Source organism: Ruegeria sp. AWH4_226, assembly GCF_056159225.1.
On record NZ_JBSWUU010000001.1, the window covers coordinates 210,279 to 230,956 of the forward strand.

The 20,678-nt window shown below is 57.3% G+C and carries 23 protein-coding genes; 21 read left to right on the forward strand and 2 right to left on the reverse strand.

The genetic code is table 11. The features are described 5' to 3' along the window. The first annotated feature begins 1 nt into the window (after window position 1). The 20 genes from ACXAET_RS01035 (at window position 2) to ACXAET_RS01130 (ending at window position 18,877) form a co-directional block, all read left to right on the forward strand. On the forward strand, window positions 2-127 hold the full coding sequence (locus tag ACXAET_RS01035) for a hypothetical protein (RefSeq protein ID WP_475179718.1): 126 nt from the start codon (window positions 2-4) through the stop codon (window positions 125-127). Beyond that, window positions 127-1,350, forward strand: coding sequence for an NADH-quinone oxidoreductase subunit D (locus ACXAET_RS01040; protein WP_170527081.1), 1,224 nt, complete (start codon window positions 127-129; stop codon window positions 1,348-1,350). Before ACXAET_RS01035 ends, ACXAET_RS01040 begins: the two co-directional genes overlap by 1 nt. Beyond that, a complete protein-coding gene (locus tag ACXAET_RS01045) occupies window positions 1,350-2,510 on the forward strand; it encodes an NADH-quinone oxidoreductase subunit E (protein ID WP_475179721.1) in 1,161 nt (386 codons plus the stop codon). The genes ACXAET_RS01040 and ACXAET_RS01045 overlap by 1 nt, the downstream gene beginning before the upstream one ends. Before the next feature lie 29 nt (window positions 2,511-2,539). Continuing rightward, entirely contained in the window at window positions 2,540-2,767 is a 228-nt protein-coding gene (locus tag ACXAET_RS01050; RefSeq protein WP_475179724.1) for a DUF5337 domain-containing protein, read from the forward strand. 6 nt (window positions 2,768-2,773) lie between these two features. After that, window positions 2,774-4,072 carry an NADH-quinone oxidoreductase subunit NuoF gene (gene nuoF / locus ACXAET_RS01055; RefSeq protein ID WP_475179727.1) on the forward strand — a complete coding sequence of 433 codons (1,299 nt, stop codon included), beginning with the start codon at window positions 2,774-2,776 and terminating at the stop codon, window positions 4,070-4,072. A gap of 4 nt (window positions 4,073-4,076) precedes the next feature. Beyond that, window positions 4,077-4,493, forward strand: coding sequence for an MAPEG family protein (locus ACXAET_RS01060; RefSeq protein WP_475179731.1), 417 nt, complete (start codon window positions 4,077-4,079; stop codon window positions 4,491-4,493). Between the two features lie 23 nt (window positions 4,494-4,516). After that, entirely contained in the window at window positions 4,517-4,894 is a 378-nt protein-coding gene (locus tag ACXAET_RS01065) for a hypothetical protein (protein ID WP_475179733.1), read from the forward strand. Between the two features lie 98 nt (window positions 4,895-4,992). Continuing rightward, complete coding sequence (locus tag ACXAET_RS01070; protein ID WP_475179738.1) at window positions 4,993-5,397, forward strand: DUF5333 domain-containing protein; 405 nt, start codon at window positions 4,993-4,995, stop codon at window positions 5,395-5,397. A 3-nt stretch (window positions 5,398-5,400) separates the two neighbouring features. Then, window positions 5,401-7,422, forward strand: coding sequence for an NADH-quinone oxidoreductase subunit NuoG (gene nuoG / locus ACXAET_RS01075; RefSeq protein ID WP_475179742.1), 2,022 nt, complete (start codon window positions 5,401-5,403; stop codon window positions 7,420-7,422). A 195-nt stretch (window positions 7,423-7,617) separates the two neighbouring features. Further along, window positions 7,618-8,655, forward strand: coding sequence for an NADH-quinone oxidoreductase subunit NuoH (gene nuoH, locus ACXAET_RS01080; protein WP_475179746.1), 1,038 nt, complete (start codon window positions 7,618-7,620; stop codon window positions 8,653-8,655). Window positions 8,656-8,657: 2 nt separating this feature from the next. Then, the gene (gene nuoI, locus ACXAET_RS01085) at window positions 8,658-9,152 is read left to right on the forward strand and encodes an NADH-quinone oxidoreductase subunit NuoI (RefSeq protein ID WP_039524264.1); all 495 of its coding nucleotides are present in this window, start codon (window positions 8,658-8,660) and stop codon (window positions 9,150-9,152) included. Continuing rightward, window positions 9,149-9,559 carry a carboxymuconolactone decarboxylase family protein gene (locus tag ACXAET_RS01090; RefSeq protein WP_068335534.1) on the forward strand — a complete coding sequence of 137 codons (411 nt, stop codon included), beginning with the start codon at window positions 9,149-9,151 and terminating at the stop codon, window positions 9,557-9,559. Before nuoI ends, ACXAET_RS01090 begins: the two co-directional genes overlap by 4 nt. Beyond that, on the forward strand, window positions 9,556-10,158 hold the full coding sequence (locus ACXAET_RS01095) for an NADH-quinone oxidoreductase subunit J (RefSeq protein ID WP_475179754.1): 603 nt from the start codon (window positions 9,556-9,558) through the stop codon (window positions 10,156-10,158). Before ACXAET_RS01090 ends, ACXAET_RS01095 begins: the two co-directional genes overlap by 4 nt. A gap of 4 nt (window positions 10,159-10,162) precedes the next feature. Then, window positions 10,163-10,468 (forward strand): NADH-quinone oxidoreductase subunit NuoK, encoded by a 306-nt coding sequence (gene nuoK, locus ACXAET_RS01100; protein WP_050602759.1) that lies wholly within the window; start codon window positions 10,163-10,165, stop codon window positions 10,466-10,468. Between the two features lie 6 nt (window positions 10,469-10,474). Beyond that, entirely contained in the window at window positions 10,475-12,616 is a 2,142-nt protein-coding gene (gene nuoL, locus ACXAET_RS01105; RefSeq protein WP_475179761.1) for an NADH-quinone oxidoreductase subunit L, read from the forward strand. Beyond that, on the forward strand, window positions 12,616-14,160 hold the full coding sequence (locus ACXAET_RS01110) for an NADH-quinone oxidoreductase subunit M (protein WP_224890620.1): 1,545 nt from the start codon (window positions 12,616-12,618) through the stop codon (window positions 14,158-14,160). Before nuoL ends, ACXAET_RS01110 begins: the two co-directional genes overlap by 1 nt. Before the next feature lie 15 nt (window positions 14,161-14,175). Next, window positions 14,176-15,618 (forward strand): NADH-quinone oxidoreductase subunit NuoN, encoded by a 1,443-nt coding sequence (nuoN, locus tag ACXAET_RS01115; protein ID WP_475179765.1) that lies wholly within the window; start codon window positions 14,176-14,178, stop codon window positions 15,616-15,618. Window positions 15,619-15,672: 54 nt separating this feature from the next. Beyond that, window positions 15,673-16,422: a biotin--[acetyl-CoA-carboxylase] ligase gene (locus ACXAET_RS01120; RefSeq protein ID WP_475179768.1), complete on the forward strand. Its 750-nt coding sequence runs from the start codon at window positions 15,673-15,675 to the stop codon at window positions 16,420-16,422. A gap of 11 nt (window positions 16,423-16,433) precedes the next feature. Beyond that, window positions 16,434-17,213: a type III pantothenate kinase gene (locus tag ACXAET_RS01125; protein ID WP_475179772.1), complete on the forward strand. Its 780-nt coding sequence runs from the start codon at window positions 16,434-16,436 to the stop codon at window positions 17,211-17,213. Beyond that, window positions 17,210-18,877 carry a ribonuclease J gene (locus tag ACXAET_RS01130; protein WP_475179777.1) on the forward strand — a complete coding sequence of 556 codons (1,668 nt, stop codon included), beginning with the start codon at window positions 17,210-17,212 and terminating at the stop codon, window positions 18,875-18,877. Before ACXAET_RS01125 ends, ACXAET_RS01130 begins: the two co-directional genes overlap by 4 nt. A 3-nt stretch (window positions 18,878-18,880) precedes the next feature. Here the strand turns inward: ACXAET_RS01130 and ACXAET_RS01135 are convergent, their stop codons facing one another. Beyond that, window positions 18,881-19,582, reverse strand: a complete 702-nt coding sequence (locus ACXAET_RS01135) for an NUDIX hydrolase (protein WP_475179784.1) — start codon at window positions 19,580-19,582, stop codon at window positions 18,881-18,883. A gap of 25 nt (window positions 19,583-19,607) precedes the next feature. Further along, window positions 19,608-20,006: a DUF983 domain-containing protein gene (locus ACXAET_RS01140; protein ID WP_475179787.1), complete on the reverse strand. Its 399-nt coding sequence runs from the start codon at window positions 20,004-20,006 to the stop codon at window positions 19,608-19,610. Between the two features lie 200 nt (window positions 20,007-20,206). On the opposite strand from ACXAET_RS01140, the gene ACXAET_RS01145 reads away from it, so the two are divergent. Beyond that, entirely contained in the window at window positions 20,207-20,674 is a 468-nt protein-coding gene (locus tag ACXAET_RS01145) for an EF-hand domain-containing protein (protein WP_475179792.1), read from the forward strand. Window positions 20,675-20,678: the final 4 nt, after the last annotated feature.

Below are 20,678 nucleotides of genomic sequence, written 5' to 3' on the forward strand. Positions count from 1 at the left end.
CATGATAGGTGAACTGATCGCATTGGGCGCGTTGGGCGTGCTGCTGGCAGGGGCCGCAGTGAAAGCGTCCGAAGCTGAGAAGGTCCGGGTTCGGGCTGAAGCGAAAAAGAAAAAACGGGGGCGTTGATGGACGGCTCAAGATACGATGACGGCAGCACGGACGCGCTGAGCGGAGAACAGAAGATCCGCAACTTCAACATCAACTTCGGTCCGCAACACCCTGCGGCACACGGGGTTTTGCGCCTTGTTCTTGAGCTCGACGGAGAGATCGTCGAGCGTTGTGACCCGCATATCGGTCTGCTGCACCGTGGCACCGAAAAGCTGATGGAAAGCCGGACGTATCTTCAGAATCTGCCATATTTTGACCGTCTGGATTACGTTGCGCCGATGAACCAAGAACACGCTTGGTGTCTGGCCATTGAAAAGCTGACCGGGGTCGAAGTTCCACGTCGGGGGTCGCTGATCCGCGTTCTGTATTCCGAGATCGGGCGCATTCTCAACCACCTGCTGAACGTGACCACACAGGCGATGGATGTTGGCGCGCTGACCCCGCCGCTTTGGGGCTTTGAAGAGCGTGAAAAGCTTATGGTTTTCTACGAACGTGCTTGTGGCGCCCGCTTGCACGCCGCCTATTTCCGCCCCGGTGGTGTCCATCAGGACCTGCCGCCGGAATTGCTCGACGATATCGAGGCGTGGAGCCATGAGTTCCCCGCCGTTCTGGATGACATCGACGGTCTGCTGACCGAAAACCGCATCTTCAAGCAGCGCAATGCGGATATCGGCGTGGTGACCGAAGATGACATTCAGAAATACGGCTTCTCGGGCGTGATGGTGCGTGGATCGGGTTTGGCCTGGGATTTGCGACGCGCGCAGCCCTATGAATGTTATGATGAGTTCGAATTCCAGATACCTGTTGGCAAGAACGGCGACTGCTATGACCGTTATCTCTGCCGCATGGAAGAGATGCGCCAGTCGCTGCTTATCATCCGTCAGGCCATTGCCAAAATCCGCGATTGCCCGGGTGACGTTCTGGCCCGTGGCAAGATCACCCCGCCGAAACGCTCGGACATGAAGACCTCGATGGAGAGCCTGATCCATCACTTCAAGCTATATACTGAGGGCTTCCATGTTCCCGCTGGCGAAGTATACGCCGCCGTTGAGGCACCTAAAGGCGAGTTTGGCGTCTATCTGGTCGCTGACGGCACCAACAAACCCTACCGCGCCAAACTGCGCGCACCGGGTTTCCTGCACCTGCAAGCTATGGATCACGTTGCAAAGGGCCACCAATTGGCTGACGTGGCCGCCATCATCGGCACCATGGATGTCGTATTTGGAGAGATTGACCGCTAATGCTCCGCCGTCTTCACCCAGAACAACCCGAAAGCTTTGCCTTCACCGCTGCCAACCAGCAATGGGCCGAAGCGCAGATCACCAAATACCCTGAGGGCCGTCAGGCCAGCGCGGTTATTCCATTGCTCTGGCGCGCGCAAGAGCAGGAGGGCTGGCTGAGCCGCCCAGCTATCGAGTCTGTCGCGGATATGCTGGATATGGCCTATATCCGTGTGCTTGAAGTCGCATCTTTTTACTTTATGTTCCAACTGCAACCCGTTGGTTCCGTGGCGCATATTCAAGTATGCGGCACGACCTCCTGCATGATCTGTGGGGCCGAGGATCTGATCGCGGTTTGTAGGGAAAAGATCGCTGCCAAGCCTCACGAATTATCCGCTGATGGTAAGCTGAGCTGGGAAGAGGTGGAGTGCCTGGGGTCTTGCACCAACGCGCCAATGGCGCAAATCGGCAAGGACTATTACGAAGACCTGACCGCCGAGGGTTTTGGAAAAATTCTCGACGATCTTGTAGCTGGCAAGGTTCCCACGCCAGGGCCCCAAAACGGTCGTTATGCGGCGGAGCCACTGAAAGGACTCAGCAGCTTGGCCGAGTATGAGGCGGGCAAGCCACAGTACAATGCCAGTGTCGAACTCGCCAATGATCTGGGCGACACGGTCAAGCGGATCGACGGTACCGAAGTACCGATCCTGACGCCTTGGCTGGGCAAAGATGGGAAGGCTGCTGCAAGCAAAGCCGCGCCTAAACCGCCCAAAACGCCTGAAACCGGAAAGACTGCGGCGCAGCAAAGCAGCACCAAGAAATCGGCCGAGGCTGAACCGGCTTCGCCAGAGGGCGCTGCGGCCAAGGCAGACAGCGCAATGGTTCGAGAAGCCCAACCAGAAACGCTCAGCACGGCGCGTGACGGCAAGGCGGACAATCTGAAACTGCTGAAAGGTGTTGGACCTAAACTTGAACAGACGCTGAACGAGCTGGGCATCTATCATTTCGACCAGATCGCGGCGTGGACGCCCGAGCATGTGGCTTGGGTGGATGAGCGGTTGCAGTTCAAAGGGCGCATTGAACGCGACGGCTGGATTGAACAGGCCGGGAAACTGGCGGCGGGTGAGGAAACCGAATTCGCCAAACGCGCCAAGGAAGACGGCACTTACGAAGACAAGTAAAAGGTGCCCGTTTGGGGCATCAGGGAAAGATGGACAAGGACAAAGAACAGGCCATAGCCCGCAAGGGCCGTCATGTTGGCATAGTCATCGCCGCGACTATGCTTTTTTGGCTTGCCATGAACCTGTTTGTCGGACCCGCACTGGAATTGACGACGCGACATGCCCTGCTGTTTGATTTTGCCGCGCTGGCGGGTTTCATCTACGCGGGTGTCAACATTTTTCAACTCTGGCGGATGCGTCAGGATAGCCAAAGGTAATTAGCGATGCTGAAGGATCAGGACCGGATCTTTACCAACATCTACGGGATGCATGAGCGTACTTTGAAGGGTGCGCAAGCCCGGGGGCATTGGGATGGCACTGCTGGCCTGATGGAAAAGGGCCGCGACTGGATCATCCAAACGATGAAAGACTCAGGGCTTCGTGGACGGGGTGGCGCAGGCTTCCCAACAGGTCTGAAATGGTCTTTCATGCCGAAAGAAAGCGACGGGCGTCCGGCGTATCTGGTCGTAAACGCAGATGAATCCGAACCCGGAACCTGCAAGGACCGCGAGATTATGCGCCACGATCCGCATACGCTGATCGAAGGCTGCCTGATCGCCTCTTTCGCGATGAATGCGCATACCTGCTATATTTATCTGCGCGGCGAATATATTCGTGAGCGTGAGGCGCTGCAGGCCGCGATTGATGAGGCGTATGACGCGGGTCTTCTGGGCAAGAACGCCGCGGGCTCGGGCTGGGACTTTGACCTGTTCCTGCACCATGGGGCGGGCGCGTATATCTGCGGCGAAGAAACTGCCCTGATCGAAAGCCTTGAGGGCAAGAAGGGTATGCCGCGGATGAAGCCTCCGTTCCCGGCGGGAGCGGGCCTTTATGGCTGCCCGACGACGGTGAACAACGTGGAGTCGATTGCCGTTGTGCCGACTATCTTACGCCGTGGTGCTGACTGGTTTGCGGGTTTTGGCCGTCAGAACAATGCAGGCACCAAACTGTTTGCGATTTCGGGCCACGTGAATAACCCCTGTGTCGTCGAAGAGGCGATGTCGATCTCGTTCGAAGAACTGATCGAGACCCATTGCGGCGGCATTCGCGGCGGTTGGGACAATCTGCTGGCGGTGATCCCGGGCGGCTCGTCTGTTCCGTGCGTGCGTGGTGAGAACATGCGCGACGCGATCATGGATTTCGACTACCTGCGCAACGATTTGGGCTCGGGTCTGGGTACGGCTGCGGTAATCGTGATGGATAAGTCCACCGATATCATCAAGGCGATCTGGCGTCTGTCGAAATTCTACAAGCATGAAAGCTGCGGTCAGTGTACGCCGTGTCGCGAAGGCACAGGCTGGATGATGCGTGTCATGGACCGCCTTGTGCGTGGCGAGGCCGAGTTGGAAGAAATCGACATGCTGTTTGATGTGACCAAGCAGGTCGAAGGCCACACGATCTGCGCGCTGGGTGATGCGGCCGCCTGGCCGATCCAGGGTCTGATCCGCAACTTCCGCGAAGAGATCGAAGACCGCATCAAGGCTCAGAAAGCGGGTCGCATGGGCGCAATGGCGGCGGAGTAACCTGATGGACGTGTTTGCAGAATATGGCCATGCTGTCGCATCGGTTGTCATATTTTCCCTGATTATCTTGGTTCTGGCGCCTTTTTCAGCCTTGGCCAAGCAGTCCAAGGGTTTGGCTCCCGGTGCAGCTCCGGCGCAGGACTATTCCGATAGTGCTTATCGTTTGAACCGGGCTTACCTGAATGGGACCGAGACATTACCCGCGTATGTTGCGGTCACGGTCGCGGCCATTCTGATGGGAGCCAACCCGTTTTGGGTGAATCTGCTGGCCTCGATCGCGCTGGTCGCGCGTGTGGCGATGTTGGTGGTGCATATTCGGGGCATCGGGAAACCTAATACTGGCTTGCGATCGGTCACTTATGTGATCGCTTGGGCTTGCATGCTGGCGATGGGCGTTATGGCGATGGTGGCTGCGTTCTGATGGCAGACTTGGGGAATATTCAGATGAAGGCGCAAAATGTTCTTGCCGGTCGGTTCACGATGCTGAGTGCTTTGGCCGCCATATCCTTTGTCGCGGCTTGCGGCGGGGTCGGGATTTCGTCCTCCAGCGATCGGGTTTTTTTCGACGGCCACTATTTTCGGGCCAAGGCGAAGCCCGTTGACAAAAGGGCAACGCCGACAGAATTCACAGTGGTGGTGAACGGTGTGTCGGCGTCGCTGGAAGGTGCACGCGAAGCAGGACGGTTCGAAGGAACAAAATTCTGTATCTATAACTTTGGTACGTCCCAAATCCTTTGGAAGGTTGGCCCGGATACCGATCCGCAGGCGCTCAGCGTTGTTGACGACAAGCTGACCTTCGCAGGGGCATGCCAACGACCATGAGGCGTGCTTGCGCATATCACGCCATCACGCGGGGGATGTTATTGCATAGCGCCCCGACGTCAGACCGTCTTGGGTTTCCCAAGACGAAAGGACTGGTCATGTCTGGTGTGAAACTGCTTGCAATATTGTCTGTGCTGGCCCTGCCAATGGTAGCAGAAGCGAAACCGCCGCTGCGCGACGTAAAAGAGATTGACGACGAGCTTTACTATATCGCTATTGCGAACGAGATCTCAGAATACTGCCCCTCAATCAGTGGTCGACGCCTGAAGGCGATTGGCGTGATGTGGGGGCTGAAGTCCACGGCCAATAACCTCGGCTACTCGGACGATGAAATCCGGGCATATGTAGAATCCGACGCTGAAAAGGACAGAATGCGCGCTAAGGGCGAGGCATACTTGGCCCAGAATGGCGTGAGTTACGAAGATCAGAACTCTTTCTGCGCATTGGGGCAGAAGGAAATCGAAAGAAACAGCGCCGTTGGCGTGTATTTGAGGGCGAACTAGATCATGTCTGACCTCCGCAAAGTTAATATCGACGGGCAAGAAATCGAAGTCGATGGTGCGATGACCCTGATTCAGGCTTGCGAACAGGCCGGGATCGAAGTGCCTCGCTTCTGCTATCACGAGCGTCTTTCCATTGCCGGAAATTGCCGTATGTGCCTTGTTGAAGTTGTGGGCGGACCGCCGAAACCGGCAGCATCCTGCGCGATGCAGGTACGCGACTTGCGCCCGGGACCGGAAGGCCAGCCGCCAGTGGTCAAAACCAATTCACCGATGGTGAAGAAGGCCCGCGAAGGGGTGATGGAGTTCCTGCTCATCAACCACCCGCTGGATTGCCCGATTTGTGACCAGGGCGGCGAATGCGACCTGCAGGATCAGGCGATGGCTTATGGTTTGTCCGGATCGCGGTTCAAAGAGGCAAAGCGCGCGGTAGACGATCTGGATCTGGGGCCGTTGGTGGGTACCGCGATGACCCGCTGCATCAGTTGCACCCGCTGCGTGCGCTTTACGACCGAGGTGGCCGGGATCACCCAGATGGGACAGACAGGGCGCGGTGAGGATGCTGAGATCACCTCGTATCTGAACGAGACGCTGGAGTCGAACCTGCAAGGCAATATCATCGACCTTTGTCCGGTTGGGGCGCTGACATCCAAGCCCTACGCGTTCACTGCACGTCCGTGGGAACTGACCAAAACCGAGAGCATCGATGTGATGGATGCATTGGGTTCGAACATCCGGGTGGACACCAAGGGACGCGAAGTCATGCGCTTTCTGCCGCGTAACCATGATGGCGTGAACGAGGAATGGATCAGCGACAAGACGCGGTTTGTGTGGGACGGCCTGCGTCGTCAGCGCTTGGACAAGCCTTATGTGCGCGAAAACGGCAAATTGCGTCCGGCCTCGTGGCCTGAAGCGTTGAGCAAAGCTGCCGAGGCGCTAAAAGGGGCCGAAAAACCTGCAGGACTTGTGGGTGATCTGGTACCGGTCGAGGCCGCGTTTGCCTTGAAACAGATGATCGAAGGGCAGGGTGGAATTGTCGAGTGTCGAACCGACGGTGCCCGGCTGCCGGCTGGAAACCGGGCGGCTTATGCCGGGACTGCTGCGATCGAAGATATCGACACGGCCGAGCGGATATTGTTGATCGGCACCAACCCACGAGACGAAGCTCCGGTACTCAACGCCCGCATCCGCAAGGCGTGGGCACATGGGGCAGAGGTTGCCGTGGTCGGACCGGCGGTTGATCTGACGTATGAGTATCAGCACATGGGTGATGACCGCGCGGCCTTGCAAAAAGTCGTCGACATGGGCGGTGATGATGAGATCAAGGGCAAAGCCTCGTTGGTAATTATTGGTCAAGGCGCCCTGAAAGAAGCGGACGGAGCCGCTGTTCTGGCTGCGGCTCAAACCATTGCCGCCAATACCGACAGTGGCCTGATCGTGTTGCACACAGCAGCGTCTCGGGTTGGCGCGATGGATGTTGACGCAACAAACGAAGGCGGCATGGAAGCCATCAGCGCGGCAGATGTGATCTATAACCTCGGTGCCGATGAGATCGAGATCGGGGAAGGCGCATTTGTCATCTATCAGGGCAGCCACGGTGATCGCGGTGCGCATCGCGCTGATGTGATCTTGCCGGGCGCGGCCTATACCGAGGAAAACGGCCTGTTCGTGAACACAGAGGGTCGTCCGCAACTGGCCGTGCGTGCTGGGTTCGCACCGGGTGAGGCCAAGGAGAATTGGGCGATCCTGCGTGCTCTTTCGGCAGAGCTGGGTGCGAAACTGCCCTATGACTCGCTGGCGCAGCTTCGCACAGCTTTGATCGAAGCGGTGCCGCATCTGGCGCGAATTGATGAGGTCGTCGAAAACAAGGTGGAACCACTGGACGCGGCTCCGCTGGGCAAGGCGACCTTCAGAAATGCGATCGGTGACTTTTACCTGACCAACCCGATTGCTCGGGCCTCGCAATTGATGGCCGAACTGTCGGCACAGGCACAAGCCCGCAAGGCCGAAAAGATCGCGGCGGAATGATCCAGTCTTGTTTCATATCCTTGAAGCGGGTCTGCGATACGCCGGGCCAAGAAATGCGTGTGAAACGCAATAAAAAGGGTGGCGCTGGGGCGGCGGATGCTGTTTACACCAACGCGCCGACCCAGCCGCAATTTGCGCAGGCACATGGCCTAAGCATCGTTTGCGGAAAACGGAATACCCACGGTGTGAGGACCAATGGCTGATTTCTTTAACACCCCAGGCGGAATAGCCTTTATCATTCTGGCACAAGTGATTGCCGTTGTTGCATTTGTGATGATTTCGCTATTGTTCCTCGTGTATGGCGACCGCAAGATTTGGGCAGCGGTCCAGATGCGGCGCGGTCCAAACGTGGTTGGCGTGTATGGCTTGCTGCAAACAGTCGCGGATGCGTTGAAATACGTGGTCAAAGAGGTTGTGATCCCGGCCGGTGCTGACCGAACCGTCTTCATGCTTGCACCACTGACAAGTTTTGTGCTGGCGATGATCGCCTGGGCCGTGATCCCGTTTAACGATACCTGGGTTCTGTCAGATATCAACGTTGCCATTCTGTACGTATTCGCCGTTTCCTCGCTTGAGGTTTATGGCGTGATTATGGGCGGTTGGGCGTCGAACTCAAAGTACCCATTCCTGGGCTCACTCCGTTCTGCGGCGCAGATGATTTCGTACGAAGTGTCGATCGGCCTGATTATCATCGGTGTCATCATTTCCACCGGGTCGATGAACTTTGGCGATATCGTCCGCGCACAAGACGGGTCGTTTGGGTTCTTCAGCTGGTATTGGCTGCCGCACTTCCCGATGGTCTTCCTGTTCTTCATTTCGGCACTGGCCGAGACAAACCGACCTCCATTTGACCTTCCGGAAGCGGAATCGGAATTGGTTGCCGGGTATCAGGTCGAATATTCGGCCACGCCCTTCCTGCTGTTTATGGCAGGTGAATACATCGCCATTTTCCTGATGTGTGCTCTTACCACGTTGCTGTTCTTTGGCGGATGGCTGTCGCCCATTCCGGGTCTGCCGGATGGCGCGCTGTGGATGGTTGCGAAGATGGCGTTCTTCTTCTTCCTGTTCGCAATGGTCAAGGCGATCACGCCGCGCTACCGCTATGACCAGTTGATGCGGTTGGGCTGGAAAGTCTTCCTGCCGTTCTCGCTGGTCTGGGTGGTCTTTGTGGCCTTTGCGGCAAGATTCGACTGGTTCTGGGGCGCATTCGCCCGTTGGAGCGTAGGAGGCTGATTATGACTCAAATCGACTATACCCGCGCCGCGAAATACTTCCTGTTGCAGGACTTCTGGGTCGGCATGAAGCTGGGGTTGAAATACTTCTTTGCCCCAAAGGCCACCGTAAATTACCCGCATGAGAAGGGGCCACTGTCGCCGCGCTTTCGTGGTGAACACGCCCTGCGTCGCTACCCAAATGGTGAGGAACGCTGCATCGCGTGCAAGCTGTGCGAGGCGATTTGCCCCGCGCAGGCGATCACGATTGACGCGGAACCGCGCGAAGACGGCAGCCGCCGCACCACGCGCTACGACATCGACATGACCAAATGCATATACTGCGGCTTCTGCCAAGAGGCCTGCCCGGTCGATGCAATCGTCGAGGGTCCAAATTTCGAATTCGCCACGGAAACCCGAGAAGAGTTGTTTTACGACAAGGAAAAACTGCTCGATAACGGTGAACGCTGGGAAGCCGAAATTGCCCGGAATCTGGAAATGGACGCGCCTTACCGATGAGTGACAGCCCGACAAATCCGTTCGAGCTGATGATGAAGCAAGCTCAGGACATGGCCAAGGCGATGAACCCGGCGATGGAGAATTTCTCGCCCAAGGGGTTCGAGGCGCTGTGGCCGACTATGCCCAAAGAGGTCATGGAGATGATGTTCGGCAATGCCGTCAACAAGGATGGGTTGGATGCGAAAACCCGCCTGCTTCTGACGCTGGCGGGGCTGACCTGTCAGGGTGCGCAGGCCGACACCGCCGTGCGCCAGACTGTCCGCCACGCGCTTGAGGCCGGGGCCAGAAAACAAGAGATCGTGGAAACGATCGGTCAGATGTCGGTCTTTGCCGGCATCCCGGCCATGACCCGAGCGCTGGATCTTGCGCAGGAGGTCATGGGAGATAACGAGGATGAGGATCAATGACCGTCTTTGCCTTCTACCTTTTTGCCATCGGCGCCATCACCGGAGGGCTGTTCACGGTGATCAGTCGCCAACCGGTGCATTCGGTGCTGTGGCTGATCCTTTCCTTCCTGTCCTCGGCGGGGCTGTTCGTGCTGCTTGGGGCTGAATTCGTGGCCATGCTGCTGATCATCGTCTATGTGGGCGCGGTCGCGGTACTGTTCCTGTTTGTGGTGATGATGCTGGACGTGGACTTTGCCGAACTGAAGGCAGAGATGGCGCGCTATATGCCGCTGGCCCTGTTGATCGGTTTGGTTATCCTGATGCAGTTTGTCATGGCCTTTGGGGCCTGGGACAGCGCGCAGGGTGCTGCGGCCAATCTGGCGCAACCGGTCCCGGCAGACCGTCACAACACCGAGGCGCTCGGCGTCATTCTTTATGATCAATACTTCCTTCTGTTCCAACTGGCGGGCTTGATCCTGCTGGTCGCAATGATCGGCGCCATCGTTCTGACGCTGCGCCACCGTCAGGACATCAAGCGTCAGGACATCATCGGCCAGATGATGCGCGACCCGGCCAAGGCAATGGAACTGAAGGACGTGAAACCGGGGCAGGGGCTTTAAGACGATGATCGGACTTGAACACTATCTTACGGTCGCGGCGACGCTGTTCGTCATCGGCATCTTCGGTCTCTTCCTAAACCGCAAGAACGTCATCATTCTGCTGATGAGCATCGAATTGATGCTACTGGCGGTTAATATCAACCTTGTGGCGTTTTCCAGCTTCCTCGGTGATCTGGTCGGGCAGGTGTTCACGCTGTTCGTGCTGACTGTGGCAGCGGCCGAGGCGGCGATCGGGCTGGCCATTCTGGTTTGCTTCTTCCGCAACCGTGGCTCGATCGCGGTTGAAGACGTCAATATGATGAAGGGGTAAGAGAAAATGGAAACGACCATCCTCTTCGCCCCGCTGGTGGGTGCGCTGATTTGCGGGTTCGGCTGGAAGTTCATTGGCGAGAAAGCCGCGATGTGGACTGCCACCGGCCTGTTGTTCCTGGCCTGTTTGCTGTCGTGGATCGTGTTCTTCACCTTCGACGGCGTCACCCAACAGATCGAAATCATGCGCTGGATCGAGAGCGGATCGCTTTCGACAAGCTGGGCCATTCGTCTGGATCGACTGACTGCGATCATGCTGATCGTTGTAACGACCGTTTCGGCGCTCGTGCACCTCTATTCCTTCGGCTACATGGATCACGATCCGCAATGGCGTGAGGGCGAAAGCTATAAGCCGCGTTTCTTCGCCTACCTGTCGTTCTTCACCTTTGCGATGTTGATGCTGGTGACCGCCGACAATCTGGTGCAGATGTTCTTTGGCTGGGAAGGCGTGGGTGTCGCGTCTTACCTGCTGATCGGATTCTACTATCGCAAGCCAAGCGCAAATGCCGCTGCAATGAAAGCGTTCATCGTCAACCGGGTGGGTGACTTTGGTTTTGCATTGGGGATTTTCGCGCTGTTTTTCTTGACGGACAGCATCAATTTCTCAGACATATTCGCCTCGGCACCGCAGTTGGCGGAAACGCAGCTGACCTTCTTGTGGTCTGAGTGGAACGCCATCGAAGTGATCTGCGTCCTGCTGTTCATCGGTGCGATGGGTAAGTCTGCACAGCTGATCCTGCACACGTGGTTGCCAGATGCGATGGAGGGTCCGACGCCTGTGTCTGCGCTGATCCACGCTGCGACCATGGTAACGGCGGGTGTGTTCCTTGTGTGCCGGATGTCACCGCTGATGGAGTTTGCGCCGGGTGCGACAGGGTTTGTCACCGTACTGGGGGCAAGCACAGCCTTCTTTGCCGCGACCGTTGGGTTGGTGCAAACCGATATCAAACGTGTCATCGCGTATTCGACCTGTTCGCAGCTTGGCTATATGTTCGTGGCCGCTGGGGTCGGGATGTATTCCGCCGCGATGTTCCATCTGTTCACGCACGCCTTCTTCAAAGCGTTGCTGTTCCTCGGCGCGGGCTCGGTTATTCATGCGATGCACCACGAACAGGAAATGACCGAATATGGTGGGCTGCGGAAGAAAATCCCATACACCTTCTGGGCGATGATGATCGGTACGCTGGCGATTACGGGTGTAGGTATTCCGCTGACGACAATCGGTTTCGCTGGGTTCTTGTCCAAGGATGCCATCATCGAAAGCGCCTATGCAGGCGGGTCGGCCTATGGCTTCTGGTTGCTGGTCGTCGCGGCAGCGTTCACATCCTTCTACAGCTGGCGTTTGATTTTCCTGACTTTCTATGGCGAACCTCGCGGCGACAAGCATACGCATGAGCACGCGCATGAAAGCCCGATGACCATGATTGTGCCACTGGGTGTGTTGTCCCTTGGGGCGGTATTCGCCGGAATGATCTGGTATAGCAATTTCTTTGGTCATGCAGACAAGGTCGGCAAGTTCTACGGCATTCCGGTGGCAGAGGCGTCAGAGCATTCTGAGGCTGGCGATCACACGGAGTCGGGCACGCATGGCGATGAAGATCACGCGGATGACGCCCATGGCGATGCCCATGCAGATGAGGGCCATGGGGAGAAAGACGCGCATGGCGATCACCACTACGCGTTTGTCGGCGAACCGGGTGAAGGCGCGCTTTACATGGCGCCGGACAACCATGTTCTGGACGATGCGCACGCGGCTCCGAAATGGGTCAAGGTCTCGCCGTTTGTGGCGATGGTCCTCGGCTTTGGCATGGCTTACTGGTTCTACATAGTCAATCCGTCACTGCCGGGCCGTTTGGCGCAGAACCAGCGCCCTTTGTACCTGTTCCTGCTGAACAAGTGGTACTTCGACGAAATTTACAATGCGATCTTCGTCAAACCAACCGTGGCGATTGGGCGGTTCCTATGGAAACGCGGTGATGGCAACACCATCGACGGCTTCCTGAACGGTGTCGCAATGGGCGTTGTTCCGTTCTTTACCCGCCTCGCAGGCAAGGCGCAGACGGGCTACATCTTTACATACGCCTTCTGGATGGTTCTGGGCATCGCGGCCCTTGTCACCTGGATGTCGATTGGCGGAGGCGCACAATAATGGATAATATCCTCTCCATCGTCACCTTCATCCCCGCGGTGGCGGCTGGCATTCTGGCCCTGTTCCTGCACGGTGATGACGCGGCCGCACAGCGCAACGCGAAGTGGGTGGCTCTTGTGGCGACCACAGTAACCTTCCTTGTTTCAATCGGGATCTACACCAGTTTCGACCCCTCAAACACCGGCTTTCAGATGGTGGAAGAAGGCGAGTGGTTGCTGGGCTTGAAATACAAAATGGGCGTGGACGGTATCAGCGTGCTGTTCGTTTTGCTGACGACCTTCATCATGCCGCTGACCATTTTGGCCAGTTGGAACGTGACCGACCGCGTCAAGGAATACATGATCGCCTTCCTTCTGCTGGAAACGCTGATGCTGGGCGTGTTCATGGCGTTGGATCTGGTGCTGTTCTACCTGTTCTTTGAAGCAGGGCTGATCCCGATGTTCCTGATCATCGGCATCTGGGGCGGCAAAGAACGCATCTATGCCAGCTTCAAGTTCTTCTTGTACACCTTCCTCGGTTCAGTGCTGATGCTTGTAGCGATGGTTGCAATGTATGCGGATGCGGGCACCACGGATATTGAGGCGCTGATGAACCATCAGTTCTCGTCCGAGGGGTTCAGCGTTCTGGGCATCTACATCGTCGGTGGAATGCAGACGCTGATGTTCCTGGCCTTCTTCGCCTCGTTTGCGGTGAAAATGCCAATGTGGCCGGTACACACCTGGCTGCCAGATGCCCACGTGCAAGCGCCGACTGCGGGTTCTGTTGTTCTGGCGGCAATCCTGTTGAAGATGGGCGGCTATGGCTTTCTTAGGTTCAGTTTGCCCATGTTCCCGGTAGGGTCGGCTGTGATGACTGATCTGGTGCTGTGGATGTCGGCGATTGCGGTTGTCTACACCTCGCTGGTTGCGCTGGTGCAGGAGGATATGAAAAAGCTGATCGCTTATTCATCGGTTGCGCATATGGGTTTTGTCACCATGGGCATTTTTGCGGCAAACCAGCAGGGCATTGACGGTGCGATCTTCCAGATGCTGAGCCACGGGTTCATTTCAGCGGCACTCTTCCTGTGTGTGGGCGTAATCTATGACCGGATGCACACGCGCGATATTGAGGCCTATGGTGGGCTGGTCATTCGGATGCCTGCCTATGCGCTGGTCTTCATGCTGTTCACCATGGCCAATGTTGGGTTGCCGGGCACATCCGGATTCATCGGCGAATTCCTGACCCTGATGGGCACCTTCCAGGTCAATACATGGGTGACGGCCGTGGCCGCAACAGGTGTCATTTTCTCGGCAGCCTATGCGTTGTGGCTCTATCGTCGGGTCGTGTTTGGCGACTTGATCAAGGAAAGCCTCAAGGCGATGACAGACATGAGCTCGCGTGAGCGGCTGATCTTTGCGCCGCTGATCGTGATGACGATCCTTTTGGGGGTTTACCCGTCGTTGGTGACCGATGTGATCGGCAACTCGACCGCCGCCCTTATTTCAAACTATGACACGGCTCTGGCCGCGGCAGAGGCCGCGACCCAGACGGCCGCCTCGCAGTAGGGGAGCTTTGGCGAAATGATCCAAGCTGATCTGACAATAATCCTGCCAGAGATCATTCTGGCCGTATACGCGATGGCCGCTCTGATCGGGGCCGTCTATACGACGAAGGACGCGCTGGCGCCGGTTCTGGTCTGGACAACGGCCGGGGTGATGGCGCTCTTGTCTTTCTGGATCGCGACAAATGGCGATGGCACGAATGTGGCGTTCAACGGCATGTTCGTGGATGACGGATTCTCGCGCTTTGCAAAGGTCGCGATACTGCTGTCCGCCGCTGCGGTTTTGGTGATGAGCCAGGACTACATGGCGCGTCGCGATATGCTGCGGTTCGAATACCCGCTGCTGGTGGCTTTGGCTGCCGTGGGTATGATGATGATGGTCAGCGCGGGCGACCTGATGTCGCTGTATATGGGGCTGGAGCTTCAGTCACTGTCGCTCTACGTCGTGGCCGCTTTGCGCAGGGACAGCTTGAAGTCGACTGAGGCTGGATTGAAGTACTTCGTATTAGGGGCTCTCAGCTCGGGTCTTCTGTTGTATGGCGCGTCGCTGGTTTACGGTTTTACCGGAACCACTCTGTTCTCGGGCATCATCCAGACAGTGCAGCACGGAGAGATCTCGGTCGGATTGTTGTTCGGCCTAGTGTTCCTGATCTCTGGACTGGCCTTCAAAGTCTCGGCTGTTCCGTTCCATATGTGGACGCCAGACGTCTACCAAGGCTCACCCACGCCGATCACCGCCTTTTTTGCTACCGCGCCTAAGGTCGCCGCCATGGCACTATTTGCGCGCTTGTTGCATGACGCCTTTGGTGGGGTGATCGCGGATTGGCAGCAGATTATCGTGCTGCTTTCGGTACTATCGATGCTGTTGGGAGCCGTTGCGGCCATTGGTCAGCGGGATATCAAACGACTGATGGCTTTCTCGTCCATCGCTCATATGGGGTATGCTCTGATTGGTCTGGCTGCGGGGACAGAGCTGGGCGTCAAGGCGATGCTGATGTATCTGGCGATTTATGTAACCATGAACATCGGTACTTTTGCCTTCATCCTGATGATGGAGCGGGACGGCAAGCCCGTCACGGATATCGACGCATTACGGCAATACGCCAAACGTGATCCGGGCAAAGCCTTAGCAGTGCTGATCCTGATGTTCAGCCTGGCCGGCGTGCCGCCGATGCTGGGATTCTTTGCCAAGTTTGGCGTTTGGCAAGCGGGCGTCAGCGCGGGGTTGACTGGGTTGGTTATCGTTTCTGCGATCGCGTCGGTGATTGGTGCGTTCTACTATCTGCGGATTGTCTTTTACATGTACTTCGGTGCCGAAAACGAAGATCCAATTGAAACGCGTGCGACTCCGGTTCTTTGGGTGGCATTGATGGGGTCGGCCGCACTGATGCTGGTTGGTGTGTTCTACCAATTTGGTATCGAAGGCGCGGCAGCAGCTGCGGCGGCAACGCTTGTCAACTGACCTGTTGGACTTCCAGTCACAGGGGGCTCGGTCGATAGACCGGGCCTTTTTGCCATGACAAACTGGCCACAGGGATACGGCCTGCATATCGTGCAAGAGGTCGACAGCACCTTAAACGAGGCCGCGCGGCTTGCGCCAACGGCGTCCGGCCCGGTGTGGATTATGGCACATCGCCAAACCGCCGCGCGCGGACGACGCGGTCGGGCTTGGGTCAATCCCAAAGGAAACCTGGCCGCCACGTTGTTGATGCGGCCGCAGGGTAATCCGGGGCAGGCAGCTTTGCGCAGCTTCGTTGCGGCGCTTGCGGTTTTCGATGCCTGTATCGCTGTGACAGGACGCGCAGCGGGACTGTCTTTGAAATGGCCGAATGACGTGTTGCTGAACGGTGGCAAACTTGCAGGTATCCTGCTGGAAAGCACCGGTCAGGGCGGTGCGGTATCGCATTTGGCAATCGGAATTGGAGTAAACCTATCCGAAGCGCCGACGACCAATGTCGTCCAACAGAATGCGGTGCGCCCGGTATCGCTGCTGTCTGAGACAGGTGCGGCAGTTTCGCCTGAAGATTTTCTAACCGAATTAGCGGTGGCCTACGCGCGATATGAAACGCAGTTTGCGACCCTTGGGTTCGAGCCGATCCGAACAGCCTGGCTGTCCCGGGCTGCAAGGATCGGAGAGGTGATTACCGCCCGCACGTCCACATCCAACACGGTAGGAACATTTGAAACCGTGGACTCCGACGGCAACCTTGTCTTAAAGACCGCCAAAGGCCGCATCAGCATTCCTGCGGCGGACGTGTTTTTCTGAAGGAGGCATGGATGCTTCTGGCAATTGACTGCGGTAACACAAACACCGTTTTCTCGATCTGGGACGGCAATAAGTTCCTGTGTACACTGCGAACTTCGACCCATCATTCTCGCACGGCAGATGCTTATTTCACTTGGTATTCGACGCTGGTGAAACATTATGGGATTGATGCGAAAATAAGCGATGTGGTGATTGCATCAACTGTGCCGCGCGTGGTGTTCAACCTGCGTATTTTTGCGGACCGTTTTTTTGGCTGCCGACCGCTCGTTGTTGGGAAACCGGAATGCCTGCTACCTGTCGCGCCGCGTGTGGACGAAGGAACGATCCCCGGCCCGGACCGCCTTGCCAACGCCGTCGGCGCGTTTGACCGTCATGGCGGGGATGTGGTTGTGGTCGATTTCGGAACGGCGACGAATTTCGACGTGGTGGCATCGGACGGGGCTTATGTCGGTGGCATCATCGCACCAGGCGTGAACCTTAGCCTTGAGGCATTGCACCAAGGGGCGGCCGCGCTGCCTCATATTGACATTACCCGACCCGAAAAAGTCATTGGCACAAACACGGTTGGCTGTATCCAATCCGGCGTGTACTGGGGCTATTCCGGTTTGATCGAGGGGCTGATTGCCCGGATCAAGGCGGAATACGGAATGCCGATGAAGGTCGTTGGCACCGGTGGGCTTGCGCCTTTGTTCGATCAGGCGGATGTCGGGTTTGACGCAATCGAAGACGATCTGACGATGCACGGTCTGACCGTGATCCATCGCTACAACAAGGAAAATGGCTCAACATGAGCATTGAAAGACTGATTTATCTGCCGCTGGGTGGTGCTGGCGAAATTGGAATGAACGCGTACGTCTATGGCTACGGAAAGCCAGGACAGGAACGTCTGATCCTCGTGGACCTTGGTGTGACCTTCCCAGATATGGACACAACGCCGGGCGTCGACCTGATCTATGCCGACATATCGTGGCTGCGCGAGAGGGCTGACCAGCTTGAAGCCGTGTTCGTGACCCACGCGCATGAGGATCACGTCGGGGCCGTGGCGCATTGTTACGAGGCGCTCGGCGCGCCGATTTACGCACGCGCCTTCACCGCGAATATCGCGCGTCGCAAGATGGACGAGCACGGACACCCGGAAGACGCGGTGCATACGGTTTCAGCCTGGCCCGAGAACGTTACTCTTGGACCGTTTACTGTTGGCTTCCTGCCCGTGTCTCACTCGATTCCCGAAAGCGCGGCTCTGGTGATTGACACGCCCGCGGGCCGGGTTGTGCATTCAGGGGATTTCAAGCTGGATGCGAACCCTGTCGTGGGTGAGCCGTTCGATCCTGAGCTTTGGGCGAGCGTTGCAAAAACCGGCGTTAAGGCGCTGATTTGTGACAGCACCAATGTTTTTTCCCCACACGCGGGCCGCTCGGAGTCAGAAGTTGGTCCCGAAATTACAAAACTGGTCGAAAGCGCAGAGGGCATGGTTGTGGCAACAACCTTTGCCTCTAACGTTGCGCGTGTGAAAACGCTGGCCGAAGCGGGCCAGCGGGCAGGGCGCTCGGTCGTCTTGTTGGGCCGCGCTATGCGGCGAATGGTTGAGGCCGCGACAGAGACGGGCATCCTTTCGGATTTCCCCAAAGTCATCAGCGCGGAAGAGGCCGTGGACGTACCGCGCCAGAACCTGATGCTGATCGTGACCGGCAGTCAGGGCGAACGCCGCGCCGCCAGCGCACAGTTAGCGCGGGGCAAGTATCGTGGGTTAGAATTGAAAGAGGGCGATCTGTTCCTGTTTTCGTCCAAGACCATTCCGGGAAATGAACGTGGAGTGATCTTTATCATCAACCAACTCAGCGAAAAGGGCGTCGATGTGGTCGATGACAGCTCGGGTCTGTATCACGTCTCTGGCCATGCGAACCGGCCTGATCTTGAGAAAGTGCACGCGTTGATAGACCCGCAGGTGGTGATCCCGATGCATGGGGAACATCGCCACTTGCGCGAACACACCAAGCTGGCCGAGGCTGGTGGGCGAGCGGGTGTTTTGACGATTAACGGAACGATGGTTGACCTTACAGGCAATGCGCCAAAGGTGGTTGATTACGTCGAAACCGGTCGCACCTATCTGGATGGAACGGTCAAGATCGGTGCGCTGGACGGGGTCGTACGCGACAGAATCCGCATGGCCTTGAACGGGCATGTGACGGTGACCGTCATTCTGGACGAAGAAGATGAACCGCTGGGTGAGCCGTGGTGCGACACCATGGGTCTGCCCGAAACCGGTACATCGCGCGCTGCGCTGGTTGAGGTGTTGGAGGAGGATTTGAACCAGTTCCTCATGCGCGCGGATGCCAAGACACTGCGCGACGATGACAAGCTGGAAGAAGCCATGCGTCGCATCGTGCGTCAAACTGCCAGGGCCGAAATCGGTAAAAAGCCCGAAGTGACCACGGTCATCAGCCGAATGAAGTGACGCCTAGTCTGCGTCCGGCATCGGATGCCCTTTAAGCTGTAGGAACAGGCTTTGTTCTTCGGTATGCAGGAAGAGCGGAACGTTCGAGGGCGGCTCGGGGTTTGTAACCCGGGCTGCCACTTCGGCCAGAACGACCTCAGTTATAAACGGCAGGTCCAATTCGCGCGCCCGGCCCAACGGGACCCATTGCAGGTGGGACAGCTCATCCGAAGCGCGGCTGAAATCGTCAGGGTCTCCTTGGATGGCGTTGGCATCGACAAGGAAGAAACGCGCATCGAAACGGCGGGGGCGGCCCGGCGGTGTTACGGCGCGGAATACGAATTGAAGGTCACTGGCCGTTGGTCGGAAACCCATGCGCGCAAATTCCTGCCAATCCGCAGGAACTGATCCCTGCCAATCGCCGCGCTTTCCCAGAACCAATCCGGTTTCCTCCCACAATTCGCGGATCGCCGCTGCGGCCAGAGCGTTTTGCAAACCGGGGGCGGATCGCTCGTCCAGCCTTTCGCTGCATAGTGCGGGCAGGGGGGCGACCAACGGGACAGAGCTGTCGGCGGTGTCGACCGCGCCACCAGGAAACACGAACTTGTTGGGCATGAAAACAGCTTTCGCGCCGCGCTGTCCCATCAGTATTGATGGGTTCGTCAGTCGATCGCGCAAAACTATGACCGTTGCCGCATCCCGTATCGCGGATTTGTCCTCTGTCATGCGCCGAGCGACCCCGCGGACCGTGTCATTGCTCTTTTTCGAACCCGTGCATGCGGCGTGCCCATTGATATGCAACAACGGCGCCTTTCAGACGGGGCAGCAAAAACAGCGACAAGGCCGTACAGCCGATCGCAAAAATCAAGAACATGGTCAGTGGCTCGGGGCGAAATTCGACATATGTAACGTGCAAAGCAGGCGCCAGCAGGTGACCGACGACCAGAATGGTCAAATAGGCCGGGCCATCATCCGCCCTGTGGTGAAACAACTCCTGGCCGCAATGGCCGCAGTTGTCCCGAACCTTCAAATAGCCCCGCAGAACCTTGCCCTTGCCGCATTTTGGGCAACGGCCCCGGAAGCCGTTGACAAGTGCGGGCCACGTCGGGCGGTCATTTTCGGTCGTGGTTTCGATCGTTTGGTCTGTCATTTTGAAACTCGCGCTTTCACTTGCGCGCGATACTGCTCTGGATTTGCCTCACAGAAAAGGGGGGTGCGTCGCTTTGTGACGCGAAGCCGCGGCGGCGCATCACCAGATTTTTTTAAACCATTTTCGACGGAACCGGGGCTGCTCTGCGTTTAGGTCTATGTAAGCAGCGGCAAACAGCCGCAAAACAAAAGGAAAACGACATGAACAGCGCCAAATTCATTCCGGCCATTCTCATCGCGGCTGTTGCGGTTACAGGCACATCGCTTTTGGCAGCCGGATCAAGTAATCGTGAACCTGTGAACTTTCAGGAATTGGATGCCAATGGCGACGGCCAACTGACGCAGGAAGAAATGGAAGCCCATCGCGTGCAGCGATTCTCTCAGTCTGACACTAATGGCGACGGGCAGTTGAGCATTGATGAGGCGCAGGCGGCAGCTCAGCAACGCGCCAATGATCGCGTGGCAAAGATGTTTGAAAGGCATGACGCCAATCAGGACGGCTTTCTGAGTCAGGACGAGTTGCCCAAGCCGCGCCGGGCTGGCAAGATGTTTGACCGTATCGACGCGGATAACAGCGGGACAATCTCAGAGCAGGAATTTGCCGATGCAAAAGCGCGGATGGGCCGGAAGCACCGCAAAGGCGGCAACGCAGACGCTGACGATAGCTGATGAA